Genomic DNA, 22,582 nt, shown 5'->3' with positions numbered 1-22,582 from the left:
CGTCTAGAGCGGCGTCGCGCGGAATTCGCGCAAGCCGTGACCCGCGCCCGCCTCGACGGACGCTCAAGCTGAAGGCGCGCCAAGTCCATGCTTCCCGAAATCGGCGCCTCGGAACTGCTGGTGATCGCCGTCGTGGCGCTCATCGTGGTGGGACCGAAGGACCTGCCCATGCTGCTGCGCAAGCTGGGGCAGATGCTGGCCAAGCTGCGGGGCATGGCCGCCGAGTTCCGCGCCAGCTTCGACGAGATGGCCCGCCAGTCCGAGCTGGACGAGTTGCGCCGCGAGGTCGAGGCCATGCGCCGCGGCCAGGCGGCCGAGATGGCCTCCCTGCACGCCGGCGAGGCTGAAGTGGCTCAGACGTTCGACGAGATCCGCCAGGAAATCCACGACGGCATGGCTCCGCAGCCGGCCTACATGCAGAGCGCAGCCGCCCCGGAGCCCGCGCCGGCCGAGCCCGCGCCGGTCGTTGAGGCGGCCCCGCCGAAGCCCCACAAGGCGCCGAGGAAGGCCGCCGCCGAGCCTGACGGCGGCAAGACGACTCCCCCGAAGCCGCGCGCCAGGCGCTCCGGGACGGTCGCGTGACCCACGAACCCGACGAATCGGAGATCGAGGCCTCGCGGGCGCCGCTGCTCGACCACCTGATCGAGCTGCGCCGGCGGCTTATCGTCAGCGTCGTCGCCCTGCTGGTCGGCTTCGCGGTCTGTTTCGCCTTCTCCAAGCAGATCTACATCGCCTTGCTGCACCCCTTCGAGATCGCCGCCCAACTCTTGGCCGCCCAGAAGCAGGGTCACAACCACGGCGCCTTCGACCTGCTGCTGGCGCTGATCGGCCTGAAGGAAGTTCCCAGCGTCGCGGGCGCCGGGCTGAAGCTGGTGTTCACCGCCCCGCTGGAGTTCTTCTTCACCAAGCTGAAGCTGGCGGGCTTCGGCGCGGTGGTGGTGACCTTCCCGATCCTGGCCTGGCAGGTCTACGCCTTCGTGGCGCCCGGCCTCTACCGGCGCGAGCGGCGAGCCTTCCTGCCGTTCCTGGTGGCCGCGCCGGTCCTGTTCGCGGCGGGCGCGGCGCTGGTCTACTTCATGATCCTGCCGTTCGTGCTGTGGTTCTCGCTGTCGCAGCAGATCGTGGGCGCCGGCGCGATCTCGGTGGAGCTGTTGCCCAAGGTTTCCGACTACCTGACCCTGGTCACCACCCTGCTGCTGGCCTTCGGCCTCTGCTTCCAGCTCCCGATCGTCCTCAGCCTGCTGGGCATGGCCGGGATCGTCACGGCCAGGATGCTGTCGCAGGGGCGGCGCTACGCCATCGTCGCGGTCTTCGTGGTGGCCGCCGTGGTGACGCCGCCGGACCCGATCAGCCAGACCCTGCTGGCGATCCCGATCATCCTGCTCTACGAGGTCTCGATCTGGTGCGTCGCCCTGATCGAGCGCAGCCGGCGCCGCGAGGAAGCGCGCCGGGACATCGTGCCGGTCTAAGCCGCGCCCGCCCTTGGCGCCCCCCGCGACGCGCTCTAGGAAGGGCGGCTCGTCCCCCACCGCCGGCGCCCCAATGCACGACATCAAGGCCATCCGCGACAATCCCGAGGCCTATGAGCGCGCCTGGGGCTTGAAGGGGCTGTCCGGCAAGACCCAGGCGATCCTGGCGCTGGACGAAGAACTGCGACGAGAGCAGGCGCTGGCGCAAACGGCCCAGGCGCGGCGAAACGAACTTTCCAAACAGATTGGCATCGCGAAGTCCAAAAAGGACGAGGCTGAAGCCGAGCGTTTGCTGCAATTGCGGCGTGACCTTGAAGCTGCGACGTCCGAGATCGCGACGAGGACAGCCGAGGAACTGCGCGACCTGCTGGCCGCCTTGCCCAACATGCCCGCCTCCGACGTCCCCCCCGGCGAGGACGAACATGCCAACGTCGAGGTCCGCCGCTGGGGCGAGTTCAACGCCATCGCCTCGCCGAGGAACCACGCCGACCTGGGCGAGGCGCTCGGGCTGATGGACTTCGAAGCCGCCGCCCGGATGAGCGGCTCGCGCTTCGTGGTGCTGAAGGGCCAGCTCGCCCGGCTGGAGCGGGCGCTGGGCCAGTTCATGCTCGACCTGCAGACGCAGCAGCACGGCTACACCGAGGTGTCGCCGCCGCTCCTGGTCCGCGACGAGGCGGCGTTCGGCACCGGCCAGCTGCCGAAGTTCGCCGAGGACCTGTTCCACACCACCGAGGGCCGCTGGCTGATCCCCACCGCCGAGGTCTCGCTGACCAACCTGGTGCGCGAGCAGATCACCCCGGAGGAGGCGCTGCCGCTGCGGTTCGCCGCCCTGACGCCCTGCTTCCGTTCGGAGGCCGGCGCTTCGGGGCGCGACACCCGCGGTATGATCCGCCAGCACCAGTTCAACAAGGTCGAGCTGGTCTCGATCACCACGCCCGAAGCCTCGGCGGACGAGCACGAGCGGATGGTGGCCTGCGCCGAGGCGGTGCTGAAGGCGCTCGAGCTGCCGTTCCGCACCATGCTGCTCTGCGCCGGCGACATGGGTTTCTCGGCGCGCAAGACCTACGACCTGGAGGTCTGGCTGCCGTCCGAGGGCCGCTACCGCGAGATCAGCTCGCTCTCCGACTGCGGCGACTTCCAGGCCCGCCGGATGGACGCCCGCACCAAGGCGGCCGGCGACAAGGGCACCCGCTTCGTCCACACCCTGAACGGCTCGGGCCTGGCGGTCGGCCGCACCCTGGTGGCCGTGATGGAGACCTGCCAGGACGAAGGCGGCCGCATCGCCGTCCCCCGGGCCCTGCACCCCTACCTGCCGGGCCTGACCCACATCGGGGGAAACGCGTGAGCCGCAACGCCCTCTTTCCTCCCACGTCCCGCAGAGGACGGGGGAGGGGGACCGCCCGCCGAAGAGCGGGTGGTGGAGGGGGCGCGACTTGGCGCCGTGCGTCGGCCGCCCCCACCGTCACGCCCTCTGCGGGGCGCGCCACCTCCCCCGTCCTCTGCGGGACGTGGGAGGAAAGGTCGCTCTGATGCGCATCCTGCTCACCAACGACGACGGGATCCACGCCGAGGGACTGGCGGCGCTGGAGAGGATCGCCAGGACGCTGTCCGACGACATCTGGATCTGCGCGCCGGAATACGAGCAGTCCGGCGCCTCGCGGGCGCTGACGCTGGCCGAGCCCATCCGGGTGCGCACGGTGGGCGAGAGGCGCTTCGCGGTCAGCGGCACGCCGACCGACTGCGTGATGCTGGCCCTGGGCGAGCTGGTCGAGGGGCCGCGGCCGGACCTGGTGCTGTCGGGCGTCAACCGCGGCGCCAACCTGGCCGAGGACGTGACCATGTCCGGCACCGTGGCCGGCGCCATCGAGGCGATGGCCATGGGGGTCCCCGGGATCGCGCTGTCGCAGGCCTGGCGCCCGGACGAGGAGGGCGTCTTCGCCCCGGCCGAGGCCTTCGCCCCCGGCGTGGTGCGCAAGCTGGTCGAGGCCGGCTGGCCGGCCGGCGTGGTGATCAACGTCAACTTCCCGGCCCTGCCGCCCGGCGAGATCAAGGCGGTCGAGGTGACGCGCCAGGGCTTCCGCGACGTGCAGGTGCGCCATGCGGAGAAGCGCACCGACCTGCGCGGCCGCGACTACTACTGGGTGGGATTCCGCCAGGAACGCTCGCAGCCGCCGGAAGGCGTCGACCTGCGGGCGATCTACGAGGGCCGCATCTCCGTCACCCCCCTGCACATCGACCTGACCCACATGCCCACAGTGCACGACCTGAAGTCCGTACTGGGCGGCGCCCCGCCCATGCTTTGAAGATGGCCCAGCCCATGGCCGAAGACGAAGAGACGCCCGAAGAACGGCTCGCCCGGCTGATCCTCGCCCTGCGCTCGCAGGGGGTGACGCACCCGGCCGTGCTGACGGCCATCGAGACGACGCCGCGCGACCTGTTCACGCCCGAGCTGTTCAAGGCCCGCTCGTGGGAGGATTCGGCCCTGCCGATCGCCTGCGGCCAGACCATCAGCCAGCCGTTCATCGTCGGCCTGATGACCCAGGCGTTGCGGCTGGAGCCGCGCTCGCGGGTGCTGGAGATCGGCACCGGCTCCGGCTACCAGAGCGCCATCCTCTCGAAGGTGGCCCGGCTGGTCTATACTGTGGAGCGCTACCGCACCCTGATGGCCGAGGCGCAGACGCGTTTTGCGGCGCTGGGGCTGACCAACATCATCACCCGCTTCGGGGACGGCGGCGACGGCTGGCCCGAGCAGGCGCCTTTCGACCGCATTATGGTCACGGCGGCGGCGCCGGACGAACCCAAGACGCTGCTGGCCCAGCTGAAGCCCGCGGGCGTGCTGGTGGCGCCGATCGGCAAGGGGCCCGTCCAGAGCCTTCGCCGCTACACGGGCGACGGCAAGGGGGGCTTCGCCGTCGAGGTGCTGACGGAGGTCCGCTTCGTGCCGCTGCTCGACGGCGTGGCCAAGGAGCTGTGAGTCTGTGGGGGGATCGGCGGTTGCACGCGGGAACGGCCTTAACGATTCGTCAACCAAGGCGCCCCGACTGATGCTTGGCTGGCAGGAGCGGCGATGACCCAATTCCTGAGACGGACGGCTCTGATTCTTGCGGGCGCCTCGTCGCTCGCGGCCTGTTCGACCTATGAGCCGTTCGAGGGGCAGGGGCCGCCCCCGAGGCCGCATTATCCCGTGCAGCTTCCCGTCCCCCCGGCGCCGGCCCCGCCGTCAGCCCCGCCCGCGGCGCCCTCGCAGGCCCGGCCGACCAGCCCGATCGAAGGCCGCACCCTGCCGCCCGCCGGGTCCAACCAGCCGGGATACGTGACGCCCTCGACGCCGCCGGCGCCCCCCGCGCCGCCGCCGCCGCCGCCGGCCTACACCCCGCCGCCGCAGGTCTACCAGCCCCTGCCGCCGCCCCCGCCGCCGGCGCCGCCCCCGCGGACCCAGACGGTCACCAGGACGACGGTCACCGGCAAGGTCGTCGACGTGGACGGCCCGCGCGTGACCTACACGGTGGAGAAGCGGGACAACCTTGACGCCATCGGCCGCAAGCTGGGCGTCGACCATGAGACGCTGGCCAAGGACAACAAGCTCAAGCCCCCCTACCTCCTGCACCCGGGCCAGGAGCTGAAGGGGCCGGTCACCAGGCGCAAGGCCTATGCGGTGGGCGCGGGCGACACCCTGTTCTCCATCGGCAAGCGCTTCGGCGTCACCGCCAAGGCGTTGGGCGAGGAAAACGGTCTGAAGCCCGGCGCAGGCCTGAAGCCCGGCCAGAAGGTCCGCCTGCCGGAGGACTTCAAGGACAAGGGCCCGATCAAGACCACCACCAAGGTGACGATCCCCGCGCCGCCGCCGCCACCCTCGCGCCCGGCCTATACGCCGCCTGCCGCCGCGCCGCCGCCGGCCTACACGCCGCCCGCGCCGGCCCCCGCGCCGCCGCCCGCCTACGTGCCGCCGCCTTTCGCACCCACGCCGCGGCCGCCCTACTATCCGCCCGCCGCGGCTCCGCCGACCCGCCCGGCCTATGTCCCGCCGCCGCCCGCGACCACGCCTTACCGTCCGCTGCCGCCGCCGCCCGCTCCGCCGTCGCGGACGATCCCGCCGCCGGCGACCGGGGCGATCGTGCCGACCACGCCGATGCTGACCGACCAGCAGATCTCGGACCTGGGCCGTGGGCGCTTCCTGTGGCCGGTGCGCGGCGAGATCATCTCGGGCTTCGGGCCCAAGGGAACGGGACAGCGCAACGACGGGATCAACATCCGCGTCGGCGCCGGCGAGCCGGTGCGCGCGGCGGCGGCGGGCGACGTCGTCTATGCCGGCGACCAGGTGCCGGGCTTCGGCAACCTGGTGCTGGTCAAGCACGCCGACGGCTGGGTCACGGCCTATGGCCACCTGGCGCGGTCCGACGTGAAGATGCAGCAGAAGGTGGCGCAGGGTCAGCAGCTCGGCACGGTGGGCGCCACCGGCGGGGTGACCGAGCCGCAGATGCACTTCGAGGTGCGCTACGCCCCGACGCCGGCCGATCGCGCCCGGCCGATCGACCCGAACCTGGTGCTGCCGAAGTAAGGGCGTCGATCGAACTCCTTTCCCCCGGAGGCTCCCTCGGGGAAGGGAAAGCCGCCTGGAGACCGGCAGAAGTGTTCTCATAATGTTCTTGTAGCGCAGCACGGCCTGAGGTAAAATTCCCAGGCCCCGCGTCCGCGGACGATTTCGCCCTGCTGCGGTTCAAGCGCATGCCGCCGCCGCCGGGACGGAGCCCGGCGAGGTGTTTAACGCCAATCACCCTCTAAGCGGATTTGATATCACTCAAGACATTGATTAAATGTATATTTATCGAAATTCAGAAGTGCTGTTTACGATCCCGGAAACCGCTTGTCTCGTAAAGGGGTGTAAGCGGATAGCCGGTCGCGGAGCCCTACAGCGGCAGGGCCTTGCCTTGCTCGCCGGCCAGGTCGCGGATGAACTGCCAGGCGACGCGGCCGGAGCGGCCGCCGCGCAGCTGCGCCCATTGCAGGGCCCGGCGCTCCAGCTCGGGGTCGGCCAGGCCGTAGCGCTCGGCGTAGGCCGCCACCGCCGCCAGGTAGACCGGCTGCTCCATGGGCGGGAAGCCGATCCACAGGCCGAAGCGGTCGGAGACGCTGACCTCCTCCTCGGCGTCCTCCGCCGTGGCGATCAGGCCGCGGTCCTCGGCGTGGCCGCGGGGCATCAGGTGGCGGCGGTTGGAGGTGGCCACGAATAGCACATTGGCCGGAGGGCCGGAGACGCCGCCCTCCAGGGCCGACTTCAACGCCTTGGCCGCAGCCGCGCCCTCCTCGAAGGACAGGTCGTCGCACAGCACCAGGAAGCGCTCCGGGCGGGCGCGCAGGGCGTCGAACAGGACGGGCAGGGCGGTGACCTCGTCGCGGTCCACCTCCACCAGCCGCAGCTCGGGGGCTTCGGCCGCGACGGCCATGAAGGCGGCCTTGGCCAGCGAGCTCTTGCCGGTGCCGCGTACGCCCCACAGCAGGGCGTGGTTGGAAGGCAGGCCGCGGGCGAAGCGGCGCAGGTTCTCCACGAACCGGTCCCTCTGCCGCTCCACGCCGACCAGCGCCGCCAGCGGCAAGGGATAGTCCGGGGCGGGGATGAAGCGGCCCGAGGCCGGCTCGTGGCGGAACAGGCGCGCCTGGGTGAAATCCGCAGGCGTGGCCGGCGGGGGGGCAAGGCGCTCGAGGGCCTCGGCGATGCGGGCGAGCAGGGGGGCGAGTTGCGGCTCCATAGGGCGCTGCTTATCCGCCGGGGCGTTCCATTGCAAAAGCAGGCGACGCCGCATAGTTTCCGCCGACTTGAAACCGGGCGCATCGGGCCGCTCGGGGCTTCGCCGGAGACCTAATGTTCGCCACCCCCGCTTTCGCACAGACCGCCGGGGCCGCGGCGGCCGGCCCACAGGCCATGCTGATCCAGTTCCTGCCGCTGATCGCGCTCGCCGTCCTGTTCTACTTCCTGATGATCCGTCCGCAGCAGCAGCGGATGAAGCAGCACCAGCAGATGGTGGCCAGCCTGAAGCGGGGCGACCAGGTGGTGCTGAACGACGGGATGATCGGCAAGGTCGTGCGGGTGGAGGACAAGGAGGCGGGGATCGAGATCGCCACCGGGGTCACCGTCAAGGTCGTGAAATCCATGATCGGCGAGGTGCGCGTGCGCGGCGAGCCGGCGCCGGCCAACGATTCCAAGTCCTAAGGCGCCCGCCCGCCCATGATGAATCTTTCGCGCTGGAAGATCGTCGTCACGGTCCTCTCGGTCATTCTCGGCGTGCTGTTCACGCTGCCGAACGTGCTGCCCCAGAAGGTCCTCGACGCGGTCCCGGCCTTCCTGCCGCACAAGAAGCTGAACCTGGGGCTGGACCTGCAGGGCGGCTCCTACCTGATGCTGGAGGTGAACACCGCCGCGCTGAGGGCCGAGAAGCTCACCAACCTGATCGAGGATGCGCGCAAGACCCTGCGCGACGCCCAGATCCCGTTCACGGAGCTCGCGGTCGTGAACGGCGAGGTGACGGTGCGGATCACCGATCCGGGCCAGGTGGCGGCGGCAAGCAACGCGCTGCGCAAGGCGGTGGGCTCGCCGCTCGCCGGCGTGGCGGGCGGACGCGACGTGACGCTGTCCACCGCGCCGGACCAGCGCATCCGCATCGCCTTCGTGCAGGATGCGGTGAACGCCGAAGCCAACCAGGCGGTGACCCAGTCCATCGAGATCATCCGCCGCCGGATCGACGAGCTGGGCACCCGCGAGCCCACCATCATCCGCCAGGGCGTCAACCGCATCGTGGTGCAGGCGCCGGGCGAGAGCGACCCCGAGCGGCTGCGCGCGGTGATCGGCAAGACCGCCAAGCTGACCTTCCAGATGGTGGACGAGACCGTCACGCCGGCCGACGTCGCCGCCGGCCGTGTGCCCCCCGGCTCGCAGGTGCTGCCCAGCGAGGACGGCTATGCGCCCAGCTACCTGGTGCGCAAGCGGGCCCTGGTGGACGGCGGCATGCTGACCGACGCCCAGATGCGCTTCGACCAGCAGACGGGGCGGCCGGTGGTGACCTTCCGCTTCAACGGCCAGGGGGGCCGGCGATTCGGCGACGCCACCAGCCAGAACATCGGCAAGCGGTTCGCCATCGTCCTCGACAACAAGATCATCTCCGCCCCGGTCATCCAGGGCGCGATCACCGGCGGCTCCGGCCAGATCACCGGCAACTTCACCGAACAGTCCGCCAACGACCTGGCGGTGCTGCTGCGCGCCGGCGCCCTGCCGGCGCCGCTGGACGTGGTGGAGCAGCGCACGGTGGGGGCCGAGCTGGGGGCCGACGCTGTGCGGGCCGGCCAGCTCTCCACCGCGGTGGGCTTCGTGGCCATCCTGGTGTTCATGCTGCTGAGCTACGGCGGCCTGTTCGGCGGCATCTCGGTGGTGGCCCTGATGATCAACGGCCTGCTGATTGTCGCCACCATGTCGTTCACCCAGGGCACGCTGACGCTTCCCGGCATCGCCGGCCTGATCCTGACCCTGGCCGTGGCCGTCGACGCCAACGTGCTGATCTACGAGCGGATGCGCGACGAGCTCCGGGCCGGGCGCAGCGTCATCGCCTCGATGGACGCCGGCTTCTCCCGGGCGATGGTGACCATCGTCGACGCCAACGTGACCACCATCCTGGCGGCGCTGATCATGTTCAACGTCGGTTCCGGCGCGGTGAAGGGCTTCGCGCTCACCCTGTTCATCGGGGTGCTGACCTCGGTGTTCACCGCCGTCCTGATCACCCAGGTGCTTCTCGCGCTGTGGTTCCGCGCCGCGCGTCCGAAAACCCTACCGATTTCGTAAGGTCGACCGATGTCCTTCTGGCCGCTGATCAAGATCGTTCCGACCAAGACGCACTTCCGCTTCGTGGCCTTCGCGCGCCTGGCGGCGGTGGCCTCGATCCTGGCCGTGGCCGCTTCCCTCGCGGTCACCGTCTTTCCGTTCAAGCCCCCCTGCGGCGGCCTGACCTGCGGCATCGACTTCAAGGGCGGCTCGGTGCTGGAAGTCTCCACCGCGCCCAGGCCGGTGGACCTGGGCGCGGTGCGCGCCGCGCTGTCGGCCATGAACATGGGCGACGTGCAGGTGCAGGCCTTCGGCTCCGCATCCCAGGCGATGGTCCGCTTCCAGACGCCTGAGGGCGCCGACCCCACCGGGACGGCGGAGAAGGTGAAGACCGAGATCCGGCGGGTGCTGGGCGACGTGAAGTTCTCCCGCACCGACGTGGTGGGGCCGAAGGTCTCCGGCGAGCTGTTCGGCAAGGGACTGCTGGCCCTGGGCCTCGCGATCGGCCTGATGCTGATCTACATCTGGTTCCGCTTCGAGGTGCAGTTCGGCCTGGGCGCGGTGATGGCCCTGTTCCACGACGTGATCCTGACCTTCGGCCTGATCGCGGTGACCAAGCTGGAATTCAGCCTGACCACCATCGCCGCGATCCTGACCATCATCGGCTATTCGATGAACGATACGGTCGTGGTGTTCGACCGGCTGCGGGAGAACCTGCGCAAATACAAGAAGATGCCGCTGCGCGAGGTGATCGACCTCTCCATCAACGAGACCCTCTCGCGCACCATCATCACCGGCCTGACCGCCCTGCTGGCGCTGGGCGGCCTGGCGGTGTTCGGCGGGCCGACGCTGTTCGGCATGTCGCTGATCCTGATGTTCGGGATCGTCATCGGCACCTATTCGTCGATCTACGTCGCCGCGCCGGTGATCCTCCTGTGGGGCCTGAAGCGCGGCGAGGAAGAGGCCGAGCCCCTGAAGCCGGCCAACCTGCGGGCCTGAGGCCGCCGGCGTGGCCCGCGACGCGCCCTCCATCGACGCCTACGGCCAGGGCGGCTTCCGCTTGTCGGGCGCGTGGCGGGCCGGGTCGCTGCTGATCGTGCAGGACGCGGCCCAGGCCTGGGCGGTGGCCGCCATGGCGGAGCTGACCGTCGACTCGCTGGCGCCGGTCTTCGCCGCTGGCCGCCACGAGGTGGAGTTCCTGCTGCTGGGGACCGGGCCCGCCAACGCCCTGCCGCCGCGGGCGGTGCGCGACGCGCTGGCCGGGGCCGGCATGGGCCTGGAATTCATGGACACCGCCGCGGCCGCGCGGCTCTACAATGTGCTCACCGCTGAAGGGCGAAGGCTGGCGGCGGCGCTGATCGCCATCTGAGGGGGCGCGGATGCAGACGGTTCGGCTAGGGCGCACAGGCGCGGAGGTGAGTGTCGCCGGTCTCGGCTGCGGCGGCAACAGCCGGCTGGGGATGGCCCGGGGCGCGACGACCGAACAGGCCGCGGACCTGGTCCGCCACGCGCTCGACCTGGGTGTCACCTTCATCGACACCGCCCAGGCCTACGGCACCGAGGCCGCCGTGGGCCTGGGCGTCGCCGGACGGCGGGACGGGGTGTTCATCTCCACCAAGTGCACCGTCCGGCAGGCGGGTGGCGGCGAATGGCTTGCGCCCGCCGATCTGGCCGGACGCATCGAAGACGGCCTGCGCCAGCTGCGCACTGACCGCATCGACCTGTTCAACCTGCATGCGGTGCGGCCCGACGACTACGACGAGGTGGTCGAACGGCTCGTCCCGGAACTGCGTCGCCAGCAGCAGGCGGGCAAGATCCGGTTCCTGGGCGTCACCGAGCTTTTCCAGACCGACACCCGGCACGAGATGCTGGCGCGCGCCGTGCCCGACGGGATCTTCGACGTGGTGATGGTGGGGTTCAACCTGCTCAACCCGTCGGCCCGCCGGTCGGTGTTTCCGCTGACCCGGGTCGCGGATGTGGGGACGCAGATCATGTTCGCCGTCCGCCGCGCGCTCAGCCGGCCTGAGGTGCTGCGCGAACTGGTCGCCACGCTGGTCGCCGAGGGCCAGGTAGCGCCCGACGCGGTGAACCCGGACGATCCGCTGGACTTCGTCACCCGGTCGGCCGGCGCGGGCTCCGTGGTCGAAGCCGCTTACCGATTCTGTCGCCACGAGGCGGGGGCGGACGTCATCCTCACGGGGACCGGCGATCCCCGGCACCTGAGCGAGAACGTCGCGGCGATCCTGGGGCCGCCGCTGCCGGCCGGCGTGCTGCAACGGCTGGAGCAGGCTTTCGGGCGGGTCGACAGCGTGTCGGGACTCTGAAGCCCACGGTCTGTCGCTTTTCGGCGGGGTTGAAACCTCCTATACCTCCGGCAGGGATTGGAATCGTGAGGGGAACCAAATGGCCGGACTTCTGTCGAATCTCCGCAACACGCTGATTGTCGCGTTCATTCTCGCGCTGGTGTTGATTGCGGGCTACGAAATCCACTACGGCTCGATGGACGCGACGTTCTGGCAGGCGGTGTTCCGCTTCCTGCACGTGACATTCGGCATTCTTTGGATCGGGCTGCTCTATTACTTCAATTTCGTCCAGATCCGAAAAATGCCGGAGATCCCGGCCGAGCTGAAGCCTGCGATTTCCAAGTTCATCGCGCCCGAGGCGCTGTTCTGGTTCCGCTGGGCGGCGCTGTTCACCTGGGTGATGGGCGTGATCCTGGCCATCAACCGCGGCTATTTCATGCAGGCCGTGACGCTCGGGGCCACCGAAGGCTTCAAGGTGCCGCAGCACAGCTTCATCGGCGTCGGCATGTGGCTGGCCACGGTGATGTTCATCAACGTCTGGGCGTTCATCTGGCCGGCGCAGAAGATCGCGCTGGGGCTGGTGGAGGGCGACGCGGACGCCAAGGCGGCAGCGACCCGCAAGGCCATGCTGTTCTCGCGGACCAACACCCTGCTGTCGATCCCGATGCTGGCCACCATGACCATGAACCAGACGATCTTCGGCTGACGCCCAAAGGCGGATTGCGCTACGGAAGGCCCGCCCTCGGGGCGGGCCTTTCTGCGTGAGCCCGATGACCGACGCCGCCGATCTGGAAGGCTCCGACCTCGACGCCCTGGTGCGCCGGGTCGACCCTGACCGCTGGCTCTCCAGCCGCTTCATCGCCGATGCGGCGGCCCGCGTCGACGTGGTGGCGGTCTACGCCTTCGACCACGAGCTGGCGCGCGCGCCGAAGGTGGCCTCCAGCGCGCTGCTGGGCGAGATCCGCCTGACCTGGTGGCGCGAGGCGCTGGACGAGATCTTCGAGGACCGCCCGGTGCGGCGCCATCCCACCGCCCAGGCCCTGGCGGAGGTCGTGCGCCGGCGCGGCCTGTCGCGGACGCCGCTGGAGACGATGATCGACGGACGCTACCGCGAGCTGGAGCCCGCTCCGCTGGCGGGAGAGGAGGCGTTGCAGTGGGCGGGAGACACCGCTGGCTCCGCCGCCGTCGCCGCCGCCTGGATACTCGATCCGCATGGAAGCGCCGACGCCGCCCGTCCGGCCGGCGCAGCCTGGGCGCTGGGCCGCAGGCTGGCCTCCGGCGACCTGGGTACGGAGGGTCCCGGGATGCTGCGGGACGCGCTCGCCGCGGCGCGGGCCCACGCGCGGCGCCTGGGCGTCGCGGCCTTTCCGGCGGTGGCGCACGCCGCGCTGGCGAGCGGCAGGCCCGGCGGTTCGGAGCTGGGCAAGCGCTTGAAGCTCACCTGGGCGGTGGCGCGCGGACGGATCTGAGCCGCGTTTCCTCCCTGTCCCGCGGGACAGGGAGGAAGGATCATTCCGCCGCCTGCTGGACCACGCCGCCCAGCCAGCCCCGCAGGTCCGCCAGCGCCCGCTCCCCCACCAGCCGCTTCTTGGCCCGCGTCTTCTCCTTGGCGCCCAGCCGGCGTCCCTCCGCGTCGCGCTTGGGCGGGGCCATCGGCGGGATCAGGCCGTAGTTGATGTTCATTGGCTGGAACGAGCCCTTGCCGCCGTCCAGGTGCCCGCCGGTGACGTGGGCGATCAGGGCGCCCAGGGCCGTGGTCGCGGGCGGCGCAAGGGCTGCGCGGCCCAGGCGCTCGGCGGCGGCGAAGCGGCCGGCCAGCAGGCCGATGGCGGCGCTTTCCACATAGCCCTCCACCCCGGTCACCTGGCCGGCGAAGCGCAGGCGCGGCTGGGCCTTCAGTCGCAGGGAGACGTCCAGCAGGCGCGGGCTGTTGAGGAAGGTGTTGCGATGCAGGCCGCCCAGCCGCGCGAACACCGCCTTCTCCAGGCCCGGGATCATGCGGAAGATCTCGCTCTGGGCGGCGTGCTTCAGCTTGGTCTGGAAACCCACCATGTTCCACAGGGTGCCCAGCGCATTGTCCTGGCGCAGCTGCACCACGGCGCAGGGCTTTTCCTGCGGCGCATGGGCGTTGGTCAGGCCCACCGGCTTCATTGGCCCGAAGCGCAGCGTCTCGCGCCCCCGCTCGGCCATCACCTCGATGGGCAGGCAGCCGTCGAAATAGGGGACGTTCTCCCAGGCCTTGAACTCCGTCTTGGGGCCGGCCAGCACCGCATCGACGAAGGCCTCGTACTGGTCCCGGTCCATCGGGCAGTTGATGTAGGCCTCCGCGTCGCCGCCGGGACCCGGCTTGTCGTAGCGCGACTGGCGCCAGGCCACGCCCATGTCGACCGAATCGTGCAGGACGATGGGGGCGATGGCGTCGAAGAAGGACAGCTGGTCCTCGCCGGTGAGGTCCTGGATCGCCGCCGAGAGCGCCGGCGAGGTGAGGGGGCCGGTGGCGAGGATCACGCTGTCCCAGTCGGCGGGCGGCAGGCCGGCCACCTCCTCGCGCACCAGGCTCACGCCCGGATGGGCCGCCAGGCGGGCGGTGACCGCGGCGGAGAAACCGTCGCGGTCCACGGCCAGGGCGCCGCCCGCCGGGACCTTGTGTGCGTCGGCGCAGCTCAGGATCAGCGAGCCTGCCGCCCGCATCTCGGCGTGCAGCAGACCCACCGCGGCGCTCTCCCAGTCGTCGGCGCGGAAGGAGTTGGAGCAGACCAGCTCGGCCAGGCTCTCGGTCTGGTGGGCGTCGGTGCCGCGCACCGGGCGCATCTCGTGCAGCACGACCGGGACGCCGGCCTGGGCGATCTGCCAGGCGGCCTCGGAGCCTGCCAGGCCGCCGCCGACCACATGGACGGGGGAAATGGACATGGCCGCTAACTAGCAACCTTCCAGGCCGATCGCGAGCCGCGCCTTGCGCAAAACGATGCGCTATAGGCCTTTGCAGCCAAAGGAACGTGCGACTCGTTCCTGCGGTCAGGAACGACGGCCCAAGGTCAGGCATGAACAGTTTTTCGCCCAGCGATGCGGCGCTTGAAGGCTTCCGGCTGACGCGGGAGCGCCCAGGCACGGTCCTTGCGTGGGGCGGGGTCTACTTCGCCGGCATCATGGTAATGGCGATCATCATGATCGTCGGCATCGGACCGAAGTTCATCACCTTTCTGAAGGAACAGCGACTTCAGTCGGGCGACACCGAGGCGTTCGGCTCTCTGCTGGCGCAGTCGTGGCCCGCGTTCCTGGTGGTGCTGGCGGCGGCGGTCTTCCTGCTGGCGGTGCTCACCGCCGGGATCTACCGCCTGGTGTTGCGGCCAAGCGAAAAGGGCTTTTCCCACCTCAAGCTCGGGCGTGACGAGCTGCGGCTGGCGCTGGTGCATCTGCTGCTGTTCGCGATCGGCATGGCTTTCCTGTTCGCGATCGACATCATCGTGGCCATGGGACAGCGGGCCGGCGGCGGCCCGGTCACGCTGGTCCTCGGAGTCGTCGGCCTCGTCGCCGCGGTGCTGATGATCTGGGTGGGCGTGCGGCTTTCCCTGGCGACCCCCATGGCCTTCGCCGAGCAGCGGTTTTCGCTGGCGGCCGCCTGGAGGATGACCCGGGGCCGGTTCTGGAGCCTGTTCGGGATGATCGTCCTGGCGGTGATCTTCTATGTGATGATCTGGATCCTGGTCAGCATCATCGGCTACCTGTTCGTCACCCTCGCCGGGGGCGCCGAGGCGATCATGAACCCCGCCTCGCTCTCGCCCGCACGGCTGCTGGCGTTCGTCGCCAACTTCATCCTCCAGCTCGTGCTGCCGATACTGCAGGTGGTGATGATCTACGCCCCGCTGGCGGTGGCCTACCAGCGGATCGCGCCCGTGCAGCCGGAGCGTGTCGCCGAGGCGTTCGGATCCTGACGCTCAAGCCCGCTTGCGGCGTTCGCCGCGGCGGACCTCGTGGCGGCTCAGCACTTCGGCGAGGTAGCGACCCGTCCAGCTCTCGGGGCAGGCGGCGACGTCCTCCGGCGTGCCGCTGGCCACGATCCGGCCGCCGCCGTCGCCGCCTTCCGGCCCGAAGTCGATCAACCAATCCGCGGTCTTGATGACGTCGAGGTTGTGCTCGATCACCACCACCGTGTTGCCCTGGTCGACCAGTTCGTGCAGCACCTCCAGCAGCTTGCGGGTGTCTTCGAAGTGCAGGCCGGTAGTGGGTTCGTCGAGGATGTAGAGGGTGCGCCCCGTGGCGCGGCGCGACAGCTCCTTGGAGAGCTTCACCCGCTGGGCCTCGCCGCCGGACAGGGTGGTGGCCGACTGGCCGACCTTCGCATAGCCCAGGCCGACGCGTTTCAGGGTCTGCATCTTGTCGCGCACCGACGGCACGGCGCGGAAGAACTCGGCGGCCTCCTCGACCGTCATGTCCAGCACGTCGGCGATGCTCTTGCCCTTGAACAGGATCTCCAGCGTCTCGCGGTTGTAGCGGTGGCCCTTGCAGACATCGCAGGTGACGTAGACGTCGGGCAGGAAGTGCATCTCGATCTTGATCAGGCCGTCGCCCTGGCAGGCTTCGCAGCGGCCGCCCTTGACGTTGAACGAGAAGCGTCCCGGCCCGTAGCCGCGGGCCTTCGATTCCGGCAGGCCGGCGAACCAGTCGCGGATAGGTTGGAAGGCGCCGGTATAGGTCGCCGGGTTGGACCTCGGGGTGCGGCCGATGGGCGACTGGTCGATGTCGATGACCTTGTCGAACAGCTCCAGGCCTTCGATCCGCTCGTGCGGCGCGGGTGCGTCGGCGGCGTTGTGCAGGCGGCGGGCGGCGGCCTTGTACAGGGTCTCGATGGTGAAGGTGGACTTGCCGCCCCCCGAGACCCCGGTGACGCAGGTGAAGGTCCCGGCGGGGATCTCGGCGGTGACGCCCTTCAGGTTGTTGCCGGTGGCCCCGGTGATGCGCAGCAGCTTCTTCCTGGAGATCGGCCGGCGGTCCTCCGGCACCGGGATCTCGCGGGCGCCTGACAGGTACTGGCCGGTGAGGCTGTCGGGCGCGGCCATGATGTCGGCGGGCAGGCCCTGGGCGACGATCTCGCCGCCGTGGACGCCGGCCGCCGGGCCCATGTCGATGACGTAGTCGGCGGTGAGGATCGCCTCCTCGTCGTGCTCGACGACCAGCACCGAGTTGCCGAGGTCGCGCAGGCCACGCAGGCTTTCCAGCAGGCGCTGGTTGTCGCGCTGGTGCAGGCCGATCGAGGGCTCGTCCAGCACGTAGAGCACGCCTGTGAGGCCCGAGCCGATCTGGCTGGCCAGCCGGATCCGCTGGCTTTCGCCGCCCGACAGGGTGCCGGAGTTGCGCGACAGGTTCAGGTAGTTCAGGCCGACGTTGACCAGGAAGCGCAGCCGGTCGGTGATCTCCTTCAGGATCCGCCGGGCGATCTCCATCTGCTTGGGCGTAAGCTCGGTCTCCAGGGCCTCGAACCAGGCCCTGGCGTGGTCGATGGAGAGGCGCGAGGCCTCGCCGATGTGCCGGCCGGCGATCTTCACCGCCAGGGCCTCGGGCTTCAGGCGGTAGCCGTCACAGGCCTCGCAGGGCGTCTCCGACTGGTAACGGCCCAGCTCCTCGCGCACCCAGGCCGAATCGGTCTCGCGCCAGCGGCGCTCGAGGTTGGTCAGCACGCCCTCGAAGGTCTTGTTGACCTCGTACTTGCGGGCGTTGTCGTCATAGATGAAGCGGATCTTCTCGGAGCCCGAGCCGCGCAGGATCACCTGGCGGGCCGCCTCCGGCAGGTCGCGCCAGGGAACGTCCATCGAGAAGCCGTAGTGGCGGGCGAGCGCCTGCAGGGTCTGGGTGTAGAGCGGCGAGGGGCCCCTGGACCAGGGGGCGATGGCGCCCTTGTGCAGGGTCTTGTCCTTGTCGGGCACGACCCGGTTGGCGTCGAAGGTCAGCTTGGCGCCCAGGCCGTCGCAGACCGGGCAGGCGCCGTAGGGGTTGTTGAACGAGAACAGCCTGGGCTCGATCTCGCTGATGGTGAAGCCCGAGACCGGGCAGGCGAACTTCTCGGAGAAGATCAGCCGGCGCGCCTCGGTCTCGCCGTCCTTGACGTCGGCCCATTCGGCGAACGCCACGCCCTCGGCCAGCTTCAGCGCGGTCTCGAGGCTGTCGGCGTAGCGGCTCTCCAGTCCGGCCTTGGTGACCAGGCGGTCCACGACGATGTCGATGTCGTGCTTGTTGTTCTTCTCGAGCGTCGGCGCGTCCTCGATGGGGTAGTACGCGCCGTCGATCTTCAGCCGCTGGAAGCCCTGCTTCTGCCAGCCGGCGATCTCCTTCCTGTATTCGCCCTTGCGGCCGCGGATCACGGGCGCCAGCAGGTAGAGCCGCTCGCCCTCTGGCAGGGCGGCCAGCTTGTCGACCATCTGGCTGACCGTCTGGCTTTCGATCGGCAGGCCGGTGGCCGGGGAGTAGGGCACGCCCACCCGCGCCCAGAGCAGGCGCATGTAGTCGTGGATCTCGGTCACCGTGCCCACGGTGGAGCGCGGATTGCGGCTGGTGGTCTTCTGCTCGATGGAGATGGCCGGCGAGAGGCCCTCGATCAGGTCCACGTCGGGCTTGCCCATCAGCTCCAGGAACTGGCGGGCGTAGGCCGACAGGCTTTCCACATAGCGGCGCTGGCCCTCGGCGTAGATGGTGTCGAAGGCCAGCGAGCTCTTGCCCGAGCCGGACAGGCCGGTGAGCACCACCAGCTCGCCGCGGGGGATGTCCACGCTGACGTTCTTCAGATTGTGCTCGCGCGCCCCGCGCACGCGGATGAAGCTCTGCTGGTCGGCCATGCTGTCCCGGAACTGCCCGCCCCGGCGGCGAGCCGGGACCGATCCTCAATGTAGGCGTCGCGACTCACGGATAACACGGGAACGGATAGGGAACAAATCCCCGAACCAGGCCGCGCGGAGATGACTGGCGGCTGAACGCCAAGGTTCAGGTTGGGTTCAAGCGGGCTCCGGCAAGATGTCTCCAACATCGCTTCCCGCCACATGGCGGCGAACAAGGAGAGCAGACCATGACCTTCACCGGAAAGACCGCCAGGATCGCCGTCGCCGCCGCCGTGACCGGCGCGATGCTGCTGCCCGCTACGGGCGCCCTGGCCGCCAGCAAGACCGAACGCGCCCTGGTCGGCGCCCTGATCGGCGGCGCGGCCGGCGCGGCCCTGGGCAGGGGCGACGGCGGCGCGGTGGCCGTGGGCGCCGCGGCCGGCGCCCTGATCGGCGTGGCGACCGACAAGGACCGCCGCTATCACCGCAGCTACAACCAACGCCGGCCCTACTATCGCGACGCCCGCTACTACGACCGCGGGGACTACGGCCGCGATTACAACGGCTACGGCCGTTACGACACCAGCTACGGCGCGCCGTACGGCTATTACGGGCGCTGAGCCGACCTCGCCGCGCGGCTACGGCTGCGCGGCGCCGTCCTGCGGGCTCGAATAGACGTCGAGGCTGCGGCGATAGCGCTTGAGGAAGGCCCGGCTGCGTTCGTGCCGGTCCTGGTAGTCGGCGCCGGCCCGCTCCAGCGTCAGCTCGCCCTCGGGCGTGCGGCGCAGGTGGACGTGGTCTCCGGCCTCGGCGTTCAAGGCGGCGCGAGCCGCCTCGTCCAGGATGATCCCGACGCGGTCTCCGACGACTTCGAGCTGCAGTGTGATCACGGGCGTCCTCCAGCGGCGTTCGCCGTCGGACATCATGCGCCCGATCGGCGCTCCCCGGAGCATAGCACCGGGATCCGGCGCGGTCAGTCGCCGACCGCGCGGCGGGCCTGTTCGACGACCAAGTCGGCCACGCGCTGGCTGAGTTGCTGGCGCGGCATCCGGTTCCAGGCGTCCAGCGCCGCCACCTTGTAGGCCTCCGCCAGCGTGGGATAGTTGAAGGTGTTCTCCACGAAGTAGTCGAGCGTGCCCTCGAGGTTCAGCACCGCCTGGCCGATGTGGATCAGCTCGGTGGCTCCTTCGCCCATGATGTGGACCCCCAGCAGACGGCGGGTCTCCAGCGCGAAGATCATCTTCATGAAGCCGCTGGAGAGCCCCATGATGTGGCCGCGGGAGGTCTCGCGGAACCGTGCGACGCCGCACTCGTAGGGGATCGCCCGCTCGCGCGCCTCCTCCTCGGTCATGCCGATGGTGGAGATCTCCGGCACCGAATAGATGCCGTAGGGGAAGAATTCCGGCGGCGCGTGTGACGGCTCGCCGAAGGCGTGGCAGGCGGCGATGCGGCCCTGCTCCATGGAGGTCGACGCCAGGCTGGGGAAGCCGATGATGTCGCCGGCCGCATAGATGTGCGGGACCTCGGTCTGGAAGGTGGCCTTGTCGGCCGCGAGCCGTCCGCGGGCGTCGCAGGCCAGGCCGCAGGCGTCGAGCCCCAGGCCCTGGACCGCGCCTTCGCGCCCGGCGGAGAACAGCACCATGTCGGCGCGGATCTGGCGTCCGTCGTCGAGGGAGACCAGGCAACGTCCCGGCCCCTCGGCCACGGCCGCGACCACTTTGCAGCCCAGGCGCAGGGAGACGCCCCGGTCGCGCAGGTCGTGCACGAACTCGTCGGCCAGCTCGCGGTCCAGGAACGGCAGCAGGCCGGCGCTGGGCTCCACGATGGTCACCTTCACGTCGAGGGCGCTGAAGATGCTGGCATATTCGACGCCGATGACGCTGGCGCCCACCACCACGAGCTGGTGCGGCAGGCGGTCGAGGTGCAGGATCTCGTCCGAGTCCAGGATGTTGTCGCCGTCGAAGCCGATGTGCGCTGGCCGGTAGGGGCGGGTGCCCACCGCCACCAGGAAGCGGTCGGCGGTGTAGATCGCCGCGCCCTCCGCGCCCTCCACCGCCACCGTATGCGGGTCCAGGAAGCAGGCGGCGCCGATCACGGTCTCTACGGCGTTGCGGGCGAACTGGTGCTCCAGCACCTCCACCTCATGGTCGAGCGTGATGTGCAGGCGCTTCCTGAGGTCCTCGGCGGTGATGTGCTGCTTGGCCCGGTAGGCGCGGCCGTAGAAGCCGCGTTCGCGCCAGCCGGAGAGGTTCAGCACCGTTTCGCGCAGGGTCTTCGACGGGATCGTGCCGGTGTGCACCGAAACCCCGCCGACACGGCGGCCGCGCTCGACCACCAGCGCCCGCTTGCCGAGCTTGGCGGCCTGGATCGCCGCGCGACGCCCCGCCGGGCCGCTGCCGATCACGATCAGGTCGAAGTGCGACGGTTGCGTCAAGGCGCGGCCCTCCCGGCAGGAGACTCCACTCTAGCCGGCGCGAGTTAAAGTATGATGTGGCTGCGGTGACGGGCCGCCGCCCGGCCGCACAACTTTGAGGCGCCGGCGGCGATTGCTGCGACTCGCGGCAGGGAGTAGCCCTTGACGGAGCCTGCGGACGGCGGCCGGCGTGCGTGCTGTGTGAAAGGCGCCTTGAGTATGAGCCAACCCCTCTTCAGCGAGCCGTCGGCGCCAGCGACCCGCGCGGACCTGGAGACGGCGGTCCGGCGCCAGAACGAGATGGCGATACGCTGCATGGCGCTGGAGAACGTGGTTCGGGGCCTGGCGGCCTGGCTGTCCGCGGCCCTGCCGGAAGCCAGCGCCCAGCGCTTCATCGACAGCCTCGGCCGAATTCCGGATTTCAGTTTCGACCCGAGGATGCCTGCGGTCCAGGCCGAGGCGCTGAGGGCGCAGGTGGAGCGCGAGCAGCGTCAGCTCGTCGAAATGATCCGCCGCCAGCGCGACAAGGGTCCGCCCGGCGGTGGCTAGCATACAGTGCGCGCGGAACCTTTGGGAGCGTCTGGCCTCTCTTGGAAACGGCGATCCGCGCCGGAGGACGCCATGTTGAGAGTCCGCGGCAGCCTGATCGGGGCGCTGGTCGCCGCGGTCGGAGTGGCGGGCGCGGCGTGGGGGGGCGCGGCGCCCCAGCCCTCGGACGCGCCGGGCTTCCCCGAGTCCCGCTCGCCCGACGACCTCCGCGCCTGGATCCGGCGCGAGACGGACCTGGACCCCGACGCCGTGGTGGCGGTGACGCCCGGCGCCGTGACGGCGATCCTCAGCCACATGTCCACGCCCGAGGGACCGGAGCGGGTCAACCTGCGCTCGGAAGCCACCAGCGCGGAGGCCTACGCCAAGGACGGAGTCCTCTCCTGGAGCTCGGTCATGGTGCTCGACTGCAAGACCGGAAGGGCCCGGCTCGGCCGGACCGTGGCCTATGCGGAGCGCAACCTGGTCGGCGAGGGACGCGAGACCGTCGCCGCCGGTCCCGAGTGGATCACCCCGATCCCCGGCGGCGCCGCCTACAACGCCATGCGCAAGGTCTGCGGCGGCCAGGCCATCAATCCGCTGGACCGCCCGCGGCCCGCGCGGGCAGCCCAGGCGACGCCGGTCCAAGCCCCGCCGGCGACCGTCGCGGCGCCCGCGCCGACGCCGCCCCCGGTCGTGCCGCCGCCTCGGATCGAGCCTGCGCCTCCGCTACGTCCAGCTCCGCCTGCGCCGCCGCCGCCTCCGCCGCAGCTACCGTCGCCCAAGAGCGCGCCGGCGCCGTCCCGCGCCGCGCCCAAGGCTGCGGCCGCCATCGTGGTTGCGCCGGCGTCCAAGGTGACCAGCACGCACCCGGTGACCTTTGCGCCGGAGCCGGAGCCGGAACCGCCGTCCGCGCCGGCGGCGCCGCTCCGCCCCGGCCGCGTCTCCGTGCAGGTGAGCGCCTCGCCGAGCGCCGGCGAGGCCAGACAGGTCCTGGCGGCCGCGGCGTTGCGGGCGGGCGGCCTTCCGGCGGGGGTCTCCGCGCGGGTGGCGAAGGCCGTGGTCCGCGGCAGGATCTACTTCCGGGCACAGTTCACAGGCTTCCAAACTCCTGCCGACGCCGAGGCGTTCTGCCGGGCGGCGGCCTCCCGGCGCGGCTGTCTGGTGAAGGTGAACCCCGCCGGGCGGCGTTAGAGAGCGATCCAGACGGATTGGATCGCTCCAAACTCCGCTCATCCCGGCGAAGGCCGGGACCCGGT

General features: G+C 70.4%; 22 protein-coding genes. 17 read left to right on the top strand and 5 right to left on the bottom strand.

The annotated features are described in order from the left end of the window. Positions 1-87 precede the first annotated feature (87 nt). From tatB to VGL30_RS05135, 6 genes are all read left to right on the top strand, one after another. Positions 88-582, top strand: coding sequence for a Sec-independent protein translocase protein TatB (tatB, locus tag VGL30_RS05160; protein WP_331537474.1), 495 nt, complete (start codon positions 88-90; stop codon positions 580-582). Beyond that, positions 579-1,469, top strand: coding sequence for a twin-arginine translocase subunit TatC (tatC, locus tag VGL30_RS05155; RefSeq protein ID WP_331537472.1), 891 nt, complete (start codon positions 579-581; stop codon positions 1,467-1,469). Before tatB ends, tatC begins: the two co-directional genes overlap by 4 nt. 73 nt (positions 1,470-1,542) lie before the next feature. After that, positions 1,543-2,814 (top strand): serine--tRNA ligase, encoded by a 1,272-nt coding sequence (serS, locus tag VGL30_RS05150; RefSeq protein WP_331537470.1) that lies wholly within the window; start codon positions 1,543-1,545, stop codon positions 2,812-2,814. 184 nt (positions 2,815-2,998) lie between these two features. Further along, positions 2,999-3,772: a 5'/3'-nucleotidase SurE gene (gene surE / locus VGL30_RS05145; RefSeq protein WP_331537468.1), complete on the top strand. Its 774-nt coding sequence runs from the start codon at positions 2,999-3,001 to the stop codon at positions 3,770-3,772. Positions 3,773-3,774: 2 nt separating this feature from the next. Next, positions 3,775-4,443 (top strand): protein-L-isoaspartate(D-aspartate) O-methyltransferase, encoded by a 669-nt coding sequence (locus VGL30_RS05140; protein WP_331537467.1) that lies wholly within the window; start codon positions 3,775-3,777, stop codon positions 4,441-4,443. 93 nt (positions 4,444-4,536) lie between these two features. Continuing rightward, positions 4,537-6,027: a LysM peptidoglycan-binding domain-containing M23 family metallopeptidase gene (locus tag VGL30_RS05135; protein WP_331537466.1), complete on the top strand. Its 1,491-nt coding sequence runs from the start codon at positions 4,537-4,539 to the stop codon at positions 6,025-6,027. Between the two features lie 349 nt (positions 6,028-6,376). Here VGL30_RS05135 and VGL30_RS05130 read toward each other — a convergent pair whose 3' ends face one another. Beyond that, the gene (locus tag VGL30_RS05130) at positions 6,377-7,216 is read right to left on the bottom strand and encodes an ATP-binding protein (RefSeq protein ID WP_331537465.1); all 840 of its coding nucleotides are present in this window, start codon (positions 7,214-7,216) and stop codon (positions 6,377-6,379) included. 113 nt (positions 7,217-7,329) lie between these two features. On the opposite strand from VGL30_RS05130, the gene yajC reads away from it, so the two are divergent. The 7 genes from yajC (at position 7,330) to VGL30_RS05095 (ending at position 13,048) form a co-directional block, all read left to right on the top strand. After that, on the top strand, positions 7,330-7,677 hold the full coding sequence (gene yajC, locus VGL30_RS05125) for a preprotein translocase subunit YajC (protein ID WP_331537464.1): 348 nt from the start codon (positions 7,330-7,332) through the stop codon (positions 7,675-7,677). A 15-nt stretch (positions 7,678-7,692) separates the two neighbouring features. Next, a complete protein-coding gene (gene secD, locus VGL30_RS05120) occupies positions 7,693-9,297 on the top strand; it encodes a protein translocase subunit SecD (RefSeq protein ID WP_331537463.1) in 1,605 nt (534 codons plus the stop codon). Positions 9,298-9,306: 9 nt separating this feature from the next. Beyond that, a complete protein-coding gene (gene secF, locus VGL30_RS05115; RefSeq protein ID WP_331537460.1) occupies positions 9,307-10,275 on the top strand; it encodes a protein translocase subunit SecF in 969 nt (322 codons plus the stop codon). A 10-nt stretch (positions 10,276-10,285) separates the two neighbouring features. Next, positions 10,286-10,645 (top strand): Mth938-like domain-containing protein, encoded by a 360-nt coding sequence (locus tag VGL30_RS05110; RefSeq protein WP_331537458.1) that lies wholly within the window; start codon positions 10,286-10,288, stop codon positions 10,643-10,645. Between the two features lie 46 nt (positions 10,646-10,691). After that, on the top strand, positions 10,692-11,600 hold the full coding sequence (locus VGL30_RS05105; protein WP_331537456.1) for an aldo/keto reductase: 909 nt from the start codon (positions 10,692-10,694) through the stop codon (positions 11,598-11,600). Positions 11,601-11,679: 79 nt separating this feature from the next. Beyond that, a complete protein-coding gene (locus tag VGL30_RS05100) occupies positions 11,680-12,285 on the top strand; it encodes a urate hydroxylase PuuD (protein WP_331537454.1) in 606 nt (201 codons plus the stop codon). A gap of 64 nt (positions 12,286-12,349) precedes the next feature. Then, entirely contained in the window at positions 12,350-13,048 is a 699-nt protein-coding gene (locus tag VGL30_RS05095; RefSeq protein WP_331537452.1) for a squalene/phytoene synthase family protein, read from the top strand. 40 nt (positions 13,049-13,088) lie between these two features. Here the strand turns inward: VGL30_RS05095 and trmFO are convergent, their stop codons facing one another. Further along, positions 13,089-14,489 (bottom strand): methylenetetrahydrofolate--tRNA-(uracil(54)-C(5))-methyltransferase (FADH(2)-oxidizing) TrmFO, encoded by a 1,401-nt coding sequence (trmFO, locus tag VGL30_RS05090; RefSeq protein ID WP_331537450.1) that lies wholly within the window; start codon positions 14,487-14,489, stop codon positions 13,089-13,091. A gap of 131 nt (positions 14,490-14,620) precedes the next feature. Between trmFO and VGL30_RS05085 the strand changes: the two genes are divergently transcribed. Next, positions 14,621-15,511 carry a hypothetical protein gene (locus VGL30_RS05085; protein WP_331537448.1) on the top strand — a complete coding sequence of 297 codons (891 nt, stop codon included), beginning with the start codon at positions 14,621-14,623 and terminating at the stop codon, positions 15,509-15,511. Positions 15,512-15,514: 3 nt separating this feature from the next. Here the strand turns inward: VGL30_RS05085 and uvrA are convergent, their stop codons facing one another. Continuing rightward, positions 15,515-18,406 (bottom strand): excinuclease ABC subunit UvrA, encoded by a 2,892-nt coding sequence (gene uvrA, locus VGL30_RS05080; protein ID WP_331537446.1) that lies wholly within the window; start codon positions 18,404-18,406, stop codon positions 15,515-15,517. A 227-nt stretch (positions 18,407-18,633) separates the two neighbouring features. Here uvrA and VGL30_RS05075 point away from each other — a divergent pair, with 227 nt between their 5' ends. Beyond that, the gene (locus VGL30_RS05075) at positions 18,634-19,005 is read left to right on the top strand and encodes a hypothetical protein (RefSeq protein ID WP_331537444.1); all 372 of its coding nucleotides are present in this window, start codon (positions 18,634-18,636) and stop codon (positions 19,003-19,005) included. Between the two features lie 18 nt (positions 19,006-19,023). Here VGL30_RS05075 and VGL30_RS05070 read toward each other — a convergent pair whose 3' ends face one another. Together VGL30_RS05070 and sthA are read right to left on the bottom strand one after the other, a co-directional pair. Beyond that, on the bottom strand, positions 19,024-19,275 hold the full coding sequence (locus VGL30_RS05070; protein WP_331537442.1) for a hypothetical protein: 252 nt from the start codon (positions 19,273-19,275) through the stop codon (positions 19,024-19,026). A gap of 83 nt (positions 19,276-19,358) precedes the next feature. Continuing rightward, positions 19,359-20,819 carry a Si-specific NAD(P)(+) transhydrogenase gene (gene sthA / locus VGL30_RS05065; RefSeq protein WP_331537440.1) on the bottom strand — a complete coding sequence of 487 codons (1,461 nt, stop codon included), beginning with the start codon at positions 20,817-20,819 and terminating at the stop codon, positions 19,359-19,361. A gap of 198 nt (positions 20,820-21,017) precedes the next feature. On the opposite strand from sthA, the gene VGL30_RS05060 reads away from it, so the two are divergent. Both VGL30_RS05060 and VGL30_RS05055 read left to right on the top strand, forming a co-directional pair. Continuing rightward, the gene (locus VGL30_RS05060; RefSeq protein WP_331537438.1) at positions 21,018-21,347 is read left to right on the top strand and encodes a hypothetical protein; all 330 of its coding nucleotides are present in this window, start codon (positions 21,018-21,020) and stop codon (positions 21,345-21,347) included. A gap of 72 nt (positions 21,348-21,419) precedes the next feature. Next, on the top strand, positions 21,420-22,517 hold the full coding sequence (locus VGL30_RS05055) for a surface-adhesin E family protein (protein WP_331537436.1): 1,098 nt from the start codon (positions 21,420-21,422) through the stop codon (positions 22,515-22,517). Positions 22,518-22,582: the final 65 nt, after the last annotated feature.

This window comes from Phenylobacterium sp. (assembly GCF_036502675.1).
In the GTDB taxonomy this organism is placed as follows: Bacteria; Pseudomonadota; Alphaproteobacteria; order Caulobacterales; family Caulobacteraceae; genus Phenylobacterium.
Note: the sequence above shows the minus strand (reverse complement) of the source record. Positions and strands in the feature narration are given on the sequence as shown.